We start from the raw sequence: 14,193 nt of genomic DNA on the forward strand, positions 1-14,193 counted from the left end.
TGTCCTCAATCAGATGACCGTACGCAGCTTCAACCGCGGCGGCGTCTTTTTGCTGCTGAGCGCGCTGCCGCGGCCCGACAGGCTGGGGTTCGTCATGAAATAGTTATGGGCGCTGAACGCGTCCGGACCAGCCTCCACCCGATGATAAACGCCATCCGGGCCCAGTTTCCAGGTGTTCGCCTCGTCCTTCAGGTTGGCGACCATGATCTGGTCCAAAACCTGCTCGTGCACCGTCGGGTTCTCGATGGGCACCAGCGTCTCGATGCGGCGGTCCAGGTTGCGCGTCATCCAGTCGGCGGAGGAGATGAAGACCTTGGCCTGCGGGCTGGGCAGCGCTTGGCCGTTGGCGAAGCAGATCACGCGCCCGTGCTCCAGGAAGCGCCCGACGATGCTGCGCACCCGGATGTTCTCCGACAGGCCCTTGACGCCGGGGCGCAGGCAGCAGATGCCGCGGATCACCATGTCGATCTGCACGCCCTTCTGCGACGCCTTGTAGAGCCGGTCGATGATCTCCGAATCGACCAGGGAGTTCAGCTTCACCCAGATGTGGGCGGGCTTGCCGGCGGCGGCGTTGGCGACCTCCGCGTCGATCAGCTGGCCCAGCTTCTGGCGCAGCGTGATCGGGGCGATGGCGATCTTCTCCAACAGCTTCGGCGTGGCGTAGCCGGTCATGTAGTTGAACATCACCGCCGCGTCGTGGCAGAGCGCCGGGTCGCAGGTGAAGAAGGACAGGTCGGTGTAGACCTTCGCCGTGATCGGGTGGTAGTTGCCCGTCCCGAAATGGACGTAGCTGCGCAGCGCCTTGTTCTCGCGCCGCACCACCAGCGACACCTTGGCGTGCGTCTTCAGATCGACGAAGCCGTAGACGACCTGGGCGCCGGCGCGCTCCAGGTCGCGCGCCCAGCGGATGTTGGCCTCCTCGTCGAAGCGGGCCTTCAGCTCGACCAAGGCGGTCACCGACTTGCCGGCCTCCGCCGCCTCGATCAGCGCGGCGACGATCGGGCTGTCCTTGCTGGTGCGGTAGAGCGTCTGCTTGATGGCGACCACCTGCGGGTCGCGCGCCGCCTGCCGGATGAACTGCACCACCACGTCGAAGCTCTCGTACGGGTGGTGGACGACGATGTCCTTGTCGCGGATGGCCGCGAAGCAGTCGCCGCCGAAGTCGCGGATGCGCTCCGGGAAGCGGGCGTTGAAGGGGCGGAAGACCAGATCGGGCCGCTCGTCGACGATCAGCTGGCGGGTGTCCGACAAGCCGATCAGCCCGTCCAGGACGAACACGTCGTCGTTCGACACGCGCAGCTCGTGGCGCAGGAACTCGCGCAGGTCGGCGGCCATGCCGGCGTCGGTGGCCAGCCGGATGACGCTGCCGCGGCGGCGGCGCTTCAGCGCGCTCTCGAAGGTGCGGACCAGATCCTCCGCCTCCTCCTCGATCTCCATCTCGCTGTCGCGCAGGACGCGGAAGACGCCGTGCGCCTTGACCTGGAACGGCGGGAAGAGGCGGTCGATGAACAGCATCACCAGCTTTTCCAGCTGGATGAAGCGGATTTCCGATCCCGGCAGGCGGATGAAGCGGTCGAGCTGCGCCGGCAGCGGGACCAGCGCGTCGAGATGCCGCCCCTTCACCGGCTCATGCAGTTGCAGCGCCAGCGAGAAGCCCAGGTTGGGCAGGAAGGGGAACGGGTGCGCCGGGTCCACGGCGATGGGGGTCAGTATCGGGAAGATGTCGTCGAGGAACTTGGCCTCCAGCCAGTCCTTCTCCCCCTCGGTCAGGTCCTCGGCGTCGACCACCATGATGCCGGCCTCACGCAGATCCTGCTTCAGGCTGCGCCACATGGTCTGCTGCGCGTTCATCAGCTCGACGATGCGCTGGTTCACCGCGGTGAGCTGCTGGGCCGGGGTCAGGTTCTCGGCGCTGGGGGTCTTCACCCCCGCGGCCACCTGCCCCTTCAGGCCGGCGACGCGGACCATGTAGAATTCGTCGAGGTTGCTGGAGGAGATCGACAGGAACCTCAGCCGCTCGAGCAGCGGGTGGTTCGGGTTGGACGCCTCATCCAGGACGCGCTGGTTGAAGGCCAGCCACGACAGTTCGCGGTTGATGAAGCGCTCCGGCGCGTCCGCTTCGATGCAGGTCGCTTCCAAGTCCTGAAGTTCGGTCACAGCAGCCTCGGGCTTTTGCGTGATGGGTGGTGCCGCTACAGTCCGGTCGGGCCGGACCGCCCGCCGCGGTCGGCGGGCCAAGCAACCTACCCCAACTACGTTACGGTTTTGAGTCAGACAGCATAATACTGCCGTCACGATAATACCGCTGCGAAAACAGTCGCACCCCCGGCGCATCCCGCCGGACCGCGATCCGGACAGGAAGGGACCGCCTCGATGAAGACCCTGTATCTCATGCGCCACGGCAAGTCCGCGTGGGACGATCCCTCCCTGGACGACCACGACCGCCCGCTGGCGCCGCGGGGCAGGAAGGCGGCCCGGCTGGTCGGGCACGAGCTGAAGGACCGGGGCGCGCGCATTGGGCTGGTGCTGTGCTCGACCGCCCGGCGCGCGGCGGACACCGCCGACCGTCTGCTGGAGGTGATGGACGCGCCGGACATCCCGGTGGAGCGCGAGCGCGGCCTCTACCTGTGCGGCGCCGGGGTGCTTCTGGAACGGCTGCGCGACGCGCCCGACTCCGCGTCGTCGCTGATGCTGGTCGCCCACAACCCGGACCTCCACGACCTCGCCCGCGAGCTGACCGGCAGCGGCGACGAGCGGCACCGCGCGGCGCTGGCGGAGAAGTTTCCGACCGGTGCCTGCGCCGTCATTCTGTTCGAAGCGGCCCGCTGGGCCGACCTGGACAGCGGGGCGGGACGGCTGGCCGATTTCATCCTGCCGCGGAAACTCTCTTAACGCCCTTTTGCCAAATGGGGTATTTCAACCCTTAACAGAGCAGGCCCGGAACCGAGCAGGAGTCGCCCCCCGTGTCTTCCGCGCCCCAGAATGCCGCACCCACCGCGGTCTCCGCCGTGCGCGAGGTGGAGATGAAGCTCCATCTCGATCCGCGCGATCTGTCCCGCGTTGCCGACCTGCCCGCGCTGAAGGAGAAGGCGGAGGGCGCGCCGGCCGTCCGCGACCTGCGCACCGTCTATTATGACACGCCGGACCGGCGGCTGTTCCTGGGGGGCGTGGCCCTGCGGGTGCGGCAGGACGGCGACCGCTTCGTCCAGACGCTGAAGACCATCAACGCCGCCACCCCCGGCGATTCGGCCGCGGTGGCCATCCGCAAGAAATGGGACTGGACCATCCCCACGGCCGCCCCCGACATGACGCCCCTCGACGCCGAGGGCGTGGCCGCCCTGGTGCCGGAGAACGCGCGGGCGGCGCTGGTTCCGCAGTTCACGACGGAGTTCCGGCGCACCACCCTGCTCGTCCGCCCGGACGCCCTGACCTCCATCGAGGTGGCGGTGGACGACGGCCAGATCACCGCCGGCAACGCCTGCGCCCGGATCAGCGAGGTCGAGCTTGAGCTGAAGTCGGGCCGCATCGGCCGCCTGTTCGACATCGCGCTGACGCTCCAGCGCCGGGTGCCGGTGCGCATCGGGACGGAGAGCAAGGCGGAGATCGGCGACCGTCTCGTCACCGGGCGCCTGCCCGCTCCCGTCCTGCCGGAGCCGCTGGGCCTCACCCCGGTCACCACGGTGGCCGAGGCCTACCGCCACATCCTGCGGCACGGTCTGCGCCTGCTGCTCGCCAACGAAGCCTGCGCCCTGGCCGGTGGCGACGTCGAGGGGCTGCATCAGATGCGCGTCGCGCTGCGCCGCCTGCGCACCGCGATCCGCCTGTTTCGCCCCCTCGCCGGGGCGCCGGACGCCTGCCGAGCCGGGAACGACATCCGCTGGTTCTCCCGTCAACTTGGCCCGGCGCGCGATTGGGACGTGCTGCTGTCCCATGGGATCATGCCCTTCGCCGCGACGGAGAAAGCCCCCGCTGACGGAATCGCCGCGCTGACCGCTGCGGTTCGGGAAGCCCGTCGTGCACCCGCGCTGGCGGCGGTGGAAGCGATCCAGTCGCCGCGCTGCACTGGGCTGATCCTGGCCCTCGGCGCCTGGCTGGAGGACGGGGCGTGGCAGTCCGGCGCCGCGCCGGAGGTCCGCGCCCAGCTCGACCGCCCGATGGCCGAGCTGTCCGGCCCCTGGCTGGCCGCCCAGCACGCCAAGGCCCTGAGGGCCGGAGCATTGAAGGCGGGGCGCGACCTGGACGGTGCCGACGCCGCGGCGCGCGACCGGCTGCGCCGCCGCCTGCGCAAACTGCGCCACACGGCGGAGTTTTTCCGTGGCCTCTACGCCGAAACCGCAACGGTGCCCTTCATCGCCGCGCTGGACGCCCTGTTGGGCGCGTTGGACGCCGAGCACGACGCCGCGGTGGCCGGCGATCGTCTGCGCGGCCTGTCGGCGGACCGGCCGGAGCAGCGGCCCGCTGCCGAAGGGACCACCCGCTGGCTCGCCAAGCAGGCCGACAAGCGCCGCAAGGCACTGCCGGGGTTGTGGAAGGCGTTCCGCGACAAGCCGGTGTTCTGGTGACGGTCTTGCCCCCACCCTAGCCCTCCCCCGCTTCGCACACGTGCGTGGGCAGCCCCGACGTTGGATAGCTACCGACTACACGGCCATCGACACGCCCGCGACCGCGTTGCGCAGCCACAGGTGCGCGGGATCGCCGCCGCGCCGTTCATGCCAAACCTGAACGAAGGGAAATGGCGGTATCGGAAACGGCGGCTCGAAGACGACGACGGCCGGGTCATGCTCGCAGAGCGCAAGGGCTTTCCGGGCCACGGTCAGAACGAGGTCTGTCCCTTGGATCAGCCGTGGCGCATTTCCCCAATGCGGCAGCGTGACAGCGATGCGGCGCGTGTGGCCGACGGCGCGCAAGGCCGCGTCGATCTCGGTGTTTGCTTCGTCCTTCAGCGCGACGAGCATGTGTGGCCGGGCAAGGTAGGCTCCAATATCCAGACGGTCATGGCTCGCCATCCTCTCCCGATCCGCAAGGCACGCAAAGTGCTCGACGAAAAGCTGCTCCGCTCCGATCCGCTCGGGAAGATCGGGAAACACGCCGACCGCCAGATCGCAGTCCCCATCCAACACCTGCCGAAGCATCGTTTCTCGGCTCGATTGGGTTATCACCACGTCGATTCCCGGCGCTTCGAGGCGCAACATCTTCAGCAAACCGGGGAGGACGACAGCGGAGCCGTAATCCGACATCGCAAGGCGAAACGTCCGTTTTTCCTTGGCTGGGTCGAAGCCTCCCGGCCCTAGAACCTCCCGCACCTGCCGCAGGGCTTCGGTCAACACCGGAGCCATTTCAAGCGCCCTTGCGCTCAGCACGAGCTGCCCGTCGCGGCGTATCAACAGGGGGTCATCGAACAGATGCCGCAGACGCCCGAGCGCGTGGCTGACCGCCGGCTGGCTCATGTTCAGCCGGGATGCCGTGCGCGACACATGCCGCTCGGCCAGCAGTGCATCGAGGACCACCAGCAGGTTGAGGTCGATGCCACGAAGAGTATTCATGTCGTGCATGAGCAAGATACTACATAAGAATTTCCATCCATGAAGTCAATGCGTCATCTGGTGATGCATGGAGGCTCAACCATGCAAACCAATGCGCTGTTTCTCATCCTGGCCGCGGTCATCACTGGTGCGGTTGTACCGTTTCAGGCCGGAGCCAACGCCGTCCTGGGACGGACGCTCGGTCATCCCCTATGGGGGACGGTCGTATCCCTGTGCGTCAGCTTCGCCTGCATCCTGCCCGTTCTGGCGTTGGCGAAGGTGGAAGCGCCGACCCTCTCGACTCTGGCGCAAGCCCCCCGCTGGGTATGGATCGGCGGTGTTGTCGGCGTCGCCTACATTACCGGCGCGCTCATGCTTGCGCCGAAACTTGGCGCCGCCGGCTTCATCATGGCGGCCATCGCCGGGCAAATGCTGGCGTCGATCATCATCGACCACTGGGGTCTTGTCGGCCTGCCTCGAAAGCCCGTCGCCCTGTCGCGTCTTGCCGGTCTTGGCCTGATTTTTCTCGGGCTGATCGTGATGCAGTTGCCGGGGCTCGGTGTGAAGCCGCCCGCCGGTTCATGACGGCACGACGCTCTCGCCAACATTTCAAGAAAGATCACCCATGAAACTGCTTCATATCGACTCCAGCATTCTCGGTGAGCAATCCGTAAGCCGCATGCTGTCCAGAGCCACCGTCCAACGACTGAAGGAACACAATCCGGCGATCGACATCATCCATCGTGATCTGGTCGCTGTTCCCGTTCCACATCTGACCGGCGATCATCTGGCGGCGTCCCCGGCCGTGATGGACGAGATCGCGTTTGGTGAAAAGCTTTTGGACGAGTTCATCAATGCCGATGTCATCGTCATCGGCGTCGCGCTCTACAACCTGACCATTTCCAGCCAGCTCAAGGCGTGGATCGACCGGATCGTCATAGCGGGGAAGACGTTCCGCTACACGGAGAACGGCTCGGAAGGATTGGCGCAGGACAAGCGGGTGATCCTTGCCGTGGCGCGGGGCGGTCAGTATCGACAGGTCATGTCCCTGGCGTCGTCCGAACACGCCGAAGCCTACCTTCGGTCGATGTTCGCGTTCATCGGCGTGACGAGGCTCGATGTGATCGTCGCGGAAGGTCTTGCCATCAGCGAAGCGCACCGGGAAAGCGGCATGCAGGCCGCGTTCGAGGCCCTATCGGCCCTCGATCCGTGTTGCGATTTCTAACGGGCGCTTTGCCGGGGCCTGTCCGACGGCCCTGGGATGGCAGTCGGACAGAACCCATCGGAATCCTCGACCCGTCGCCTACAGCGTCCCCGCGTAGGCACCCCCGTCCAGCAGGACGTTCTGCCCGGTCATGAAGCCGGCGTGAGCCGAGCAGAGGAAGGCGCAGGCCGCACCGAACTCCGCCGGGTCGCCGAACCGGCCCGACGGGTTGTCGGCACGGCGAAGGTCCATCTCCTCGTCCAGGCTGCGGTTGTTGGCCTTAGCCCCGCCCTCCATGGTGGTGCGCAGGCGGTCGGTCTCGAAGGGGCCCGGCAACAGGTTGTTGATCGTCACGTTGTGACGCACGGTCTGGCGCGACAGCCCGGCGACGAAGCCGGTCAGCCCCGCCCGCGCCCCGTTGGACAGGCCGAGGATCGGAATCGGCGCCTTCACCGCCGCCGAGGTGACGTTGACGATCCGCCCGAAGCGGCGGCCGATCATGCCGTCCACCGTCGCCTTGATGAGGAAGATCGGGGCCAGCATGTTGGCCTCGACGGCGCGGACCCAGTCATCGCGTTCCCAGTTGCGGAAATCGCCCGGCGGCGGGCCGCCCGCGTTGTTGACAAGGATGTCCGGCTCCGGACAGGCGGCCAGCGCGGCGGCGCGCCCCTCCTCCGTAGCGATATCGCCGACGGCGGTGGTCACGGTGGCGCCGGTCTCCTTGCGGATCTCCTCGGCGGCAGCCTCCAGCAGGTCGCGGCCGCGGGCGGTGATGGTGACCGCCACCCCCTCGCGCGCCAGCGCCAGGGCGCAGGCCTTACCCAGTCCCTTGCTGGCTGCGCACACGATGGCGCGGCGTCCGGCGATTCCCAGATCCATCCTCGTCTCCTCCCTTCCCGGCCTCCAGACCGGCCAGCACCTCGCGGGCCAGCGGCACGGTCAGAGGACGGTGCGCGGCCAGCGAGGCGCGGTCAAGCGCCGCGACCACCCGCCCCGCCGCCTCCAGCGACCGTTCCATCCGGGTCAGCAGGTAGGTGATGAGGTCCATGCCCGGCCGCAACTGCCGGTCGGCGAACAGCTTGACCAGCACGGCGGCGAGCAGGGCGTCGTCCGGCGCCTCCACCCCCACCGCGGGAGCCGCCTTGATGCGGGAGCGCAGGTCGGCCAGCTTCATCCGCCAGCGCGACGGCGGGCGGCGCGACAGCAGGAGCAGATGCCCGCCCGAGTCGCGGGCGAGGTTGTAGAGATGGAACAGCGCCTCCTCCCGCGCCGGGGCGCCGGCCACCCGGTCCGCGTCCTCCACCACCACGGCGTTGGCGCGGGCCAGCAGGGCGTGCGGGTCGATCTGGTCGAGCGCCTCGCCCAGGGCGATGGGAGCGTGGCTGCGCGCCCGCCAGACATGGCCCAGATGCGTCTTGCCGCAACCGTCCGGCCCGTACAGCGTCAGGGCCGGCGCCGGCCAGGACGGCCAGCGGTCGAGCCACGCCACCGCCTCGCCGTTGCTGGGCGCCACGAGGAAATCCTCGCAGCCCATGGCGGCGCGGTGTCCGAGGTCGAGCGGTATCTGGGCCGCCAGTGTCATGAAGAGGGGGTACCACGGTAGTAGGGGCTCTCAAGATAGCGCCCCAACGCGAAGCGTGTCAGCACCCCGATCACAGCCGCCACCGGAACCGCCAGCAGGACGCCGACGAAGCCGAACAGCGACCCGCCGGCCAGCAGGGCGAAGATCACCCAGACCGCATGCAGCCCGACCTTGTCGCCCACCAGCTTCGGAGTCAGGACGTTGCCCTCCACCGCCTGCCCGAACAGAAAGATCGCAATGACGATGGCGACTCGCCATGGGTCGTCGAACTGCAGCAGGGCCAGCCCGGTGCTCGACACGAATCCAAAGAGCGAGCCGACATAGGGGATGAAGGACAAAAGCCCCGCCATCAGCCCGATCACCAGCCCGAAGTCCAGCCCCGCCAGCGACAGCGCCACCGCGTAGAACACGCCCAGTACGAGGCAGACCAGCGCCTGCCCGCGGACGAATCCGGCCAGCGTCTCGTCGACCTCGCGCGCCTGCTCCCGAATCGTCGCGGCGTGGTGCAGGGGCAGCCAGCCGTTCACCTTGGCGACCAGGATGTCCCAGTCGCGCATCAGGTAGAAGGCGACGATGGGCGTGATGAACATCACCGACAACACGTCGAACAGCGCCAGCCCGCTGGACAGGATGTGCTTCAGCACCTTGCCGACCCAGCCGACGACGTCCCCGGCGTAGTTGCCGGCAGCACCACGCAGCCGCTCGACATCCTCCGGCGACAGGCGGTGGATCAGCCGGTCGAGCATCGGCAGCAGCCGGTCCCGCGCGGCGTTGGCGTAATTGGGAAGCACCTCGATCAGGTGGGACACCTGCGACTGCACCAGCGGCAGCAGCAGCAGGACCATCAGCACCAGAACCAGGACGAAGGACAGCAGCACCAGAGTCGTCGCCAGCCAGCGCGGCAGGCGCCAGCGCTCCACCCGGTCGACCACCGGATCGAGCAGATAGGCGACCGCCAACCCCACCACGAAGGGCAGCAGCATGCCGGACAGAAGCCACAGAACCAGGACGAACAGGCCAAGGCCGATCAGCCAGAAGCGGATCTGCTTGCCCGCCGTCACGGCACCCCTCCGTGCCGGCTGAACAGAAGGCCGCCGCGGTAGACGTAGGCCAGCCCCGACAGCACCGTGGTTCCGGCGCAGACCCAGATCAGCAGGGGCACCAGCTCCCGCCCGAACAGGTGGAAGTCGGGCAGGCCCAGCCCCGCCGGGGCCAGCACCGCCGCCGCCAGCGCAAGCTGCACCGCCGTGTTGATCTTGCTGACATAGAGCGGCTGCATCGCCAGCGACTCCTTCAGCGTGTAGAGCAGCATCACCCCACCGACGATCATCAGGTCGCGGAACACGACCAGGATGACCAGCCACAACGGCAGCACGCCGATGTGGCCCAGCGAGACGTAGACGCTGACCAGCAGCGCCTTGTCGGCGATCGGGTCAAGATAGGCGCCGAGCACCGTGCGGGCGCGAAACATGCGGGCCACGGCGCCATCCACGGCGTCGGACACCCCCGCCCCGACGAACAGCCAGAAGGCGACCCCCAGCTCCCCGGCCAGGATGAAGTAGACGGCGACCGGCACCACCAGGATGCGGCCGAAGGTGATGATGTTCGGGATGCTCACCGCGGTGCCTTCTGCCGTTGTCCCTTGCGCCGACGCCCCGTCAAGGGCCGGTTCCGGCCCGTCTGTAACGCCGTCACGCCTTCTACCGTCACGCCTTCAGCTGTCACTGGCGCGCCGTGCCAGCCGGCAGCGTGCCCAGAATGCGCGGCGGCGCCCCCGGTGCCGCCTGCGGTGCGCCGACCGGAGCCGGCGCCACGCCGGGATAGGCCGACGGCACGGCGGTGGCCGGCGAGAAGGCGGACGGAGTCACCGGGACGGATGCCGGAGACGCCGCGGCGGGCTGCGCCAGGGACGACGCCCCGGCGCCCTTCGCCAACACCTGGAGCTGCCATTCCGGCGTGGGCGCGACCGGCGGAAGCGGCTGGCCCGGAACAGGAGCCGGCATCGGTGCTGCGACCGCCCCGGTGCGGGCGAGGCCGAGGTCGCGGCGGGCCAGCGCCTGGCGCAGCCGCTCGACGTCGCCGCGGTGGGTCAGCGCGACCAGCGCCTCGTAACGGCTGATCGACAGCACGTCGGTGCGGGTGACGGCGTTGACCATGCCCAGCCGCTTGCGCGTCTCCACCCAGTCGTTGAGGCTGGCCAGCGGCACGCGCACCAGCGTCGACTGCTCCGGCCCGCTCGCCACGGTGTTGTCGCGGCGGTAGGATTCGTCGATGGCGGCCGACACGAAGGTCGTCGCGCGGGTCAGGAAGTCGCCGGCCCGGTCGGCCATGTCGGCCTTCACGTTGACCGTCTGCTGGTCCCGCGCGCCGTCGGGGGTGTAGTGGGTCACCTCGACCGCCAGCGGACGGCCAAGATCCAGCCCGCCCGCCGGCAGGTCGGTCTTGGCGACGACCACGCCGCCGGCGTTGTAGCGCTGGGCGATGCGGGCCAGCGCCTCGGGATCGCCGGACAGCGCCTCGTTCACGCCGATGGCGGAGATGTCGGCCAACTCGCCGTCCGGAACGACCAGCGGCACCAGCGAGGCGCCGGTTTGCCGGCCCTCCCAAGCCTCGCGCCAGTCGGTGCGGTCCTCCCACAGGACGGGGCGCCCGTCCACGACGGTGACCGGCAGGATCACGTAGGGCCGGGCCGGCGGCTCGACATACTGCTGGCCACCGCCGGCCAGCGTCTCGCGCACCGGGTTGGGGCGGAAGCGCACGGTGATGCTGCCCACATAGCGCGTGGCCGACACCTTCTCGTCGTCGATCTCGAAGCCCTGGACCAGCCGGGCGAGTTCGATGTCCGACACCCGCGGCACGCTGCTGGCGGTGGGGACGAGGCGCTTGTACAGCTCCGCCCAGGCCTTCACCTGCGCGTCGCGGATCGCCTGATCGCGGGCGGCGTTGGCGTTGGCGGCGCTGACGTCCACCTTCACGCCCGACACGGTGAAGGGGTCCGCCGCCGGAACCGTTGCGGGAGCCGTCCCAGGCGTTACCGGGGCCGCCACCGCGGGTGGAGCGGCGCCGGTCACCTGCGCGTCCACGGGGCCGGCCGGAACGGCCAGGGCCACGGTGATGGCGGCGAAGCCCGCAAACAGCGGCGCATGGCGGCGGTGGAGCATTGCAAAGCCTTCCGATTCGAGTATGTTCGGCCCGTTCCCTTATGACCCGGCCCAAAATGACCCGGTTCAGGTGGCCCAGGTATATAGCTCAGCCCAAGCGAGGATACCATCAGCACCCAGTCTAATAACACGTCCGACGCCTACAAGCAGGCCGGCGTGGACATTGATGCGGGCAACGCGCTCGTTGACGCGATCAAGCCGCTCGCCCGTTCCACCGCGCGCCCGGGCTCCGACGCCGGGCTGGGCGGGTTCGGCGCCCTGTTCGACCTGCGCGCGGCCGGGTATCACGACCCGCTGCTGGTCGCCACCACGGACGGCGTCGGCACCAAGCTGAAGGTCGCCATCCTGGCGAACCGGCACGACACGGTGGGCATCGACCTCGTGGCGATGTGCGTGAACGACCTCGTCGTTCAGGGCGCGGAGCCGCTGCTGTTCCTCGACTATTACGCCACGGGCAAGCTGGACGTCGCCGCGGGCCGCGCCATCGTCGCCGGCATCGCGGAGGGCTGCCGTCAGGCCGGCTGCGCGCTGGTCGGCGGCGAGACGGCGGAGATGCCGGGCATGTACGCCGAAGGCGACTACGACCTCGCCGGCTTCTCGGTCGGTGCCGTCGAGCGCAAGGACGCGCTGACCGGCGCCACCGTGCAGGACGGCGACGTCGTGCTCGGCCTCGCCTCCTCCGGCGTGCACTCCAACGGCTACTCGCTGGTCCGCAAGCTGGTCGAGACGTCCGGCCTCGGCTACGACTCGCCCTGCCCCTGGGACGCCGGGAAGACGCTGGGTGAGGCCCTGCTGACCCCGACCCGCATCTATGTGAAGAGCACGCTGGCCGCGGTGCGCGCCGGCACGGTGCGGGCGATGGCCCACATCACCGGCGGCGGCCTGATCGAGAACATCCCGCGCGTCCTGCCGGACGGGCTGGGCGTCACGCTCGACGCGTCCAAGTGGCCGCTGCCGCCGGTGTTCAATTGGCTGATGAAGACGGGCGGGCTGACGCCGCTGGACATGGCGCGCACCTTCAACACCGGCCTCGGCATGGTCGTCGTGGTCCCGGCGGACAAGGCGCAGCAGGCGACCGAGATCCTGGCCCAGGGCGGCGAGACGGTCTTCACCGTCGGCATCGTGCATGCGGTCAAGGACGGTGACGCCCGCGTCACCGTCACCGGCATGGACACGGCATGGTCGGCCTGACGCCCACCGCTCTGAAGGTTGGAGTCCTGATCTCCGGGCGCGGCAGCAATCTGCAGGCGTTGATCGACGCCTGCGCCGCCCCGGACTTTCCGGCGGAGATCGCTCTGGTGCTCTCCAACAAGGCCGACGCCTACGGGTTGGAGCGCGCCACCGCCGCCGGGGTCCCGGTCGCCGTGGTCAGCCATCGCGACTTCCCCGGCGACAAGCGCGCCTTCGAAGAGGCCATGGACGCGCGCCTGCGCGAGGCGGGGGTCGAGCTGGTCTGTCTGGCCGGCTTCATGCGGCTGCTGTCGCCCTGGTTCGTCGAGCGCTGGCACGACCGGATGATCAACATCCACCCGTCGCTGCTGCCGTCCTTCAAGGGGCTGGACACCCACCAGCGGGCGCTGGACGCCGGGGTGCGCTTCCACGGCTGCACCGTCCATTACGTGCGCACGGAGATGGACGAAGGGCCAATCATCGCCCAGGCCGCGGTCCCGGTCCTGCCCGGCGACAACGCCGACCGGCTGTCCGCCCGCGTGCTGGAGGCCGAGCACCGGCTCTACCCCCAGGCGCTGCGCCTGATCGCCGAGGGCCGCGCCCGTGTCGAGAATGGCCGTGTGACCCTGTCAGGCCCGGCGGCGGACCTGCCGACGCTCATCAACCCGCCGGCCTGAGCGCCCCAAAGGCGCCCATCGGCCAAGCGGGACCCTTGCCGCAACCGTCTGCGCTCCCCACATTCTCCGCCGGAACCATAACAGGGGAGGCAGAGGGCGATGGCGGTTACGGAACACGGCCACAATCCGGTCAGCGAGGATGTCGTCCGCCGCCACGAGGCGGGCTGGCACGCCTTCACCCGCTTCTTGACGCTGGCGACCGCGGGCGTGATCGCCGTGCTGGTCTTCATGGCGATCTTCCTGGCCTGACGGCCCATTCAGGCGGCCAGCCGGAAGCCTGCCAACCAAAACGCCGTGGCGGGGCGCTTACGCCCCGTCCGGCAGACGGCCGAGCAGCAGGTCGCGCATTTCGCCGACCAGCGCGTCAACCTGCTGCTCCCACGCCTCGGTGCCGCCCTGGATGGCGTGCATGACGTGGGTGGCGAGGTGGATCAGGGCGGCGCGCACGCAATCCTCCGCCGGGAAATCCAACCCCACCGTGTCCTGAAGGAACTGGCCGAGCTGATCGGCGGCGTTCCAGGGATGGACGACCACCGTGTCGAATCCGCTGGTCCCCAGAAACACCGCGTTCAGGGCGGTGGCCTGCGCGTTGATCGCGTCGATGGCCGCGTCCTGTTCGACGTTGCCGCGCAGCACCTCCTGGAAGGCCGCCAGGCATTGGTCGACGTAGCCGCGCACCAGCAGTTCCACCACGCCCGGATCGCTCAGGTCGTTCCTGCCCTTCACGAGAGGCGGCAGCGGTTCCAGCAGGGCCGCGACGATCGGCTTGACGTCCGGATTTTCCATGGCGGGGGTACTCCTAGCGGTAGAATCCCCGAATACTCGACTTCGCCACGCCTGTCCACGACGCCGTGACCCGGCGCGGGCGACAAGTTGC

General features: G+C 69.0%; 15 protein-coding genes. 7 read left to right on the plus strand and 8 right to left on the minus strand.

All coding sequences use genetic code 11. The features are described 5' to 3' along the window. Positions 1 to 9: 9 nt before the first annotated feature. Positions 10 to 2,157 carry an RNA degradosome polyphosphate kinase gene (locus ABAZ39_RS19135; protein ID WP_040134397.1) on the minus strand — a complete coding sequence of 716 codons (2,148 nt, stop codon included), beginning with the start codon at positions 2,155 to 2,157 and terminating at the stop codon, positions 10 to 12. 216 nt (positions 2,158 to 2,373) lie between these two features. On the opposite strand from ABAZ39_RS19135, the gene ABAZ39_RS19140 reads away from it, so the two are divergent. Both ABAZ39_RS19140 and ABAZ39_RS19145 read left to right on the plus strand, forming a co-directional pair. Then, positions 2,374 to 2,892, plus strand: coding sequence for a SixA phosphatase family protein (locus ABAZ39_RS19140; RefSeq protein ID WP_040134398.1), 519 nt, complete (start codon positions 2,374 to 2,376; stop codon positions 2,890 to 2,892). 71 nt (positions 2,893 to 2,963) lie between these two features. After that, positions 2,964 to 4,562 (plus strand): CYTH and CHAD domain-containing protein, encoded by a 1,599-nt coding sequence (locus tag ABAZ39_RS19145; protein ID WP_040134399.1) that lies wholly within the window; start codon positions 2,964 to 2,966, stop codon positions 4,560 to 4,562. A 75-nt stretch (positions 4,563 to 4,637) separates the two neighbouring features. Here ABAZ39_RS19145 and ABAZ39_RS19150 read toward each other — a convergent pair whose 3' ends face one another. After that, positions 4,638 to 5,543, minus strand: a complete 906-nt coding sequence (locus ABAZ39_RS19150; RefSeq protein WP_040135586.1) for a LysR substrate-binding domain-containing protein — start codon at positions 5,541 to 5,543, stop codon at positions 4,638 to 4,640. An 81-nt stretch (positions 5,544 to 5,624) separates the two neighbouring features. On the opposite strand from ABAZ39_RS19150, the gene ABAZ39_RS19155 reads away from it, so the two are divergent. Both ABAZ39_RS19155 and ABAZ39_RS19160 read left to right on the plus strand, forming a co-directional pair. Beyond that, positions 5,625 to 6,107, plus strand: coding sequence for a DMT family transporter (locus ABAZ39_RS19155; RefSeq protein ID WP_040134400.1), 483 nt, complete (start codon positions 5,625 to 5,627; stop codon positions 6,105 to 6,107). Positions 6,108 to 6,147: 40 nt separating this feature from the next. Next, complete coding sequence (locus ABAZ39_RS19160; RefSeq protein WP_040134401.1) at positions 6,148 to 6,747, plus strand: FMN-dependent NADH-azoreductase; 600 nt, start codon at positions 6,148 to 6,150, stop codon at positions 6,745 to 6,747. A 78-nt stretch (positions 6,748 to 6,825) separates the two neighbouring features. Here ABAZ39_RS19160 and ABAZ39_RS19165 read toward each other — a convergent pair whose 3' ends face one another. The 5 genes from ABAZ39_RS19165 to ABAZ39_RS19185 form a co-directional block, all read right to left on the minus strand. Further along, positions 6,826 to 7,605: an SDR family oxidoreductase gene (locus ABAZ39_RS19165; protein WP_040134402.1), complete on the minus strand. Its 780-nt coding sequence runs from the start codon at positions 7,603 to 7,605 to the stop codon at positions 6,826 to 6,828. Then, the gene (locus ABAZ39_RS19170; RefSeq protein WP_051658264.1) at positions 7,544 to 8,308 is read right to left on the minus strand and encodes an HdaA/DnaA family protein; all 765 of its coding nucleotides are present in this window, start codon (positions 8,306 to 8,308) and stop codon (positions 7,544 to 7,546) included. Before ABAZ39_RS19170 ends, ABAZ39_RS19165 begins: the two co-directional genes overlap by 62 nt. After that, positions 8,305 to 9,369, minus strand: coding sequence for an AI-2E family transporter (locus tag ABAZ39_RS19175; RefSeq protein WP_040134403.1), 1,065 nt, complete (start codon positions 9,367 to 9,369; stop codon positions 8,305 to 8,307). Before ABAZ39_RS19175 ends, ABAZ39_RS19170 begins: the two co-directional genes overlap by 4 nt. Beyond that, positions 9,366 to 9,926 (minus strand): CDP-alcohol phosphatidyltransferase family protein, encoded by a 561-nt coding sequence (locus ABAZ39_RS19180; protein WP_040134404.1) that lies wholly within the window; start codon positions 9,924 to 9,926, stop codon positions 9,366 to 9,368. Before ABAZ39_RS19180 ends, ABAZ39_RS19175 begins: the two co-directional genes overlap by 4 nt. Before the next feature lie 103 nt (positions 9,927 to 10,029). Beyond that, a complete protein-coding gene (locus tag ABAZ39_RS19185) occupies positions 10,030 to 11,469 on the minus strand; it encodes a DUF2066 domain-containing protein (protein WP_040134405.1) in 1,440 nt (479 codons plus the stop codon). 156 nt (positions 11,470 to 11,625) lie between these two features. Between ABAZ39_RS19185 and purM the strand changes: the two genes are divergently transcribed. The 3 genes from purM (at position 11,626) to ABAZ39_RS34470 (ending at position 13,565) form a co-directional block, all read left to right on the plus strand. Continuing rightward, complete coding sequence (gene purM / locus ABAZ39_RS19190) at positions 11,626 to 12,660, plus strand: phosphoribosylformylglycinamidine cyclo-ligase (RefSeq protein ID WP_372684160.1); 1,035 nt, start codon at positions 11,626 to 11,628, stop codon at positions 12,658 to 12,660. Continuing rightward, a complete protein-coding gene (gene purN, locus ABAZ39_RS19195; protein WP_040134407.1) occupies positions 12,648 to 13,316 on the plus strand; it encodes a phosphoribosylglycinamide formyltransferase in 669 nt (222 codons plus the stop codon). Before purM ends, purN begins: the two co-directional genes overlap by 13 nt. Positions 13,317 to 13,415: 99 nt before the next feature. Continuing rightward, on the plus strand, positions 13,416 to 13,565 hold the full coding sequence (locus ABAZ39_RS34470) for an aa3-type cytochrome c oxidase subunit IV (RefSeq protein ID WP_081863166.1): 150 nt from the start codon (positions 13,416 to 13,418) through the stop codon (positions 13,563 to 13,565). Positions 13,566 to 13,622: 57 nt separating this feature from the next. Here the strand turns inward: ABAZ39_RS34470 and ABAZ39_RS19200 are convergent, their stop codons facing one another. After that, a complete protein-coding gene (locus tag ABAZ39_RS19200; RefSeq protein ID WP_040134408.1) occupies positions 13,623 to 14,102 on the minus strand; it encodes a hypothetical protein in 480 nt (159 codons plus the stop codon). Between the last annotated feature and the right edge of the window lie 91 nt (positions 14,103 to 14,193).

Source organism: Azospirillum argentinense, from assembly GCF_000632475.1.
Lineage (GTDB): Bacteria > Pseudomonadota > Alphaproteobacteria > Azospirillales > Azospirillaceae > Azospirillum > Azospirillum baldaniorum.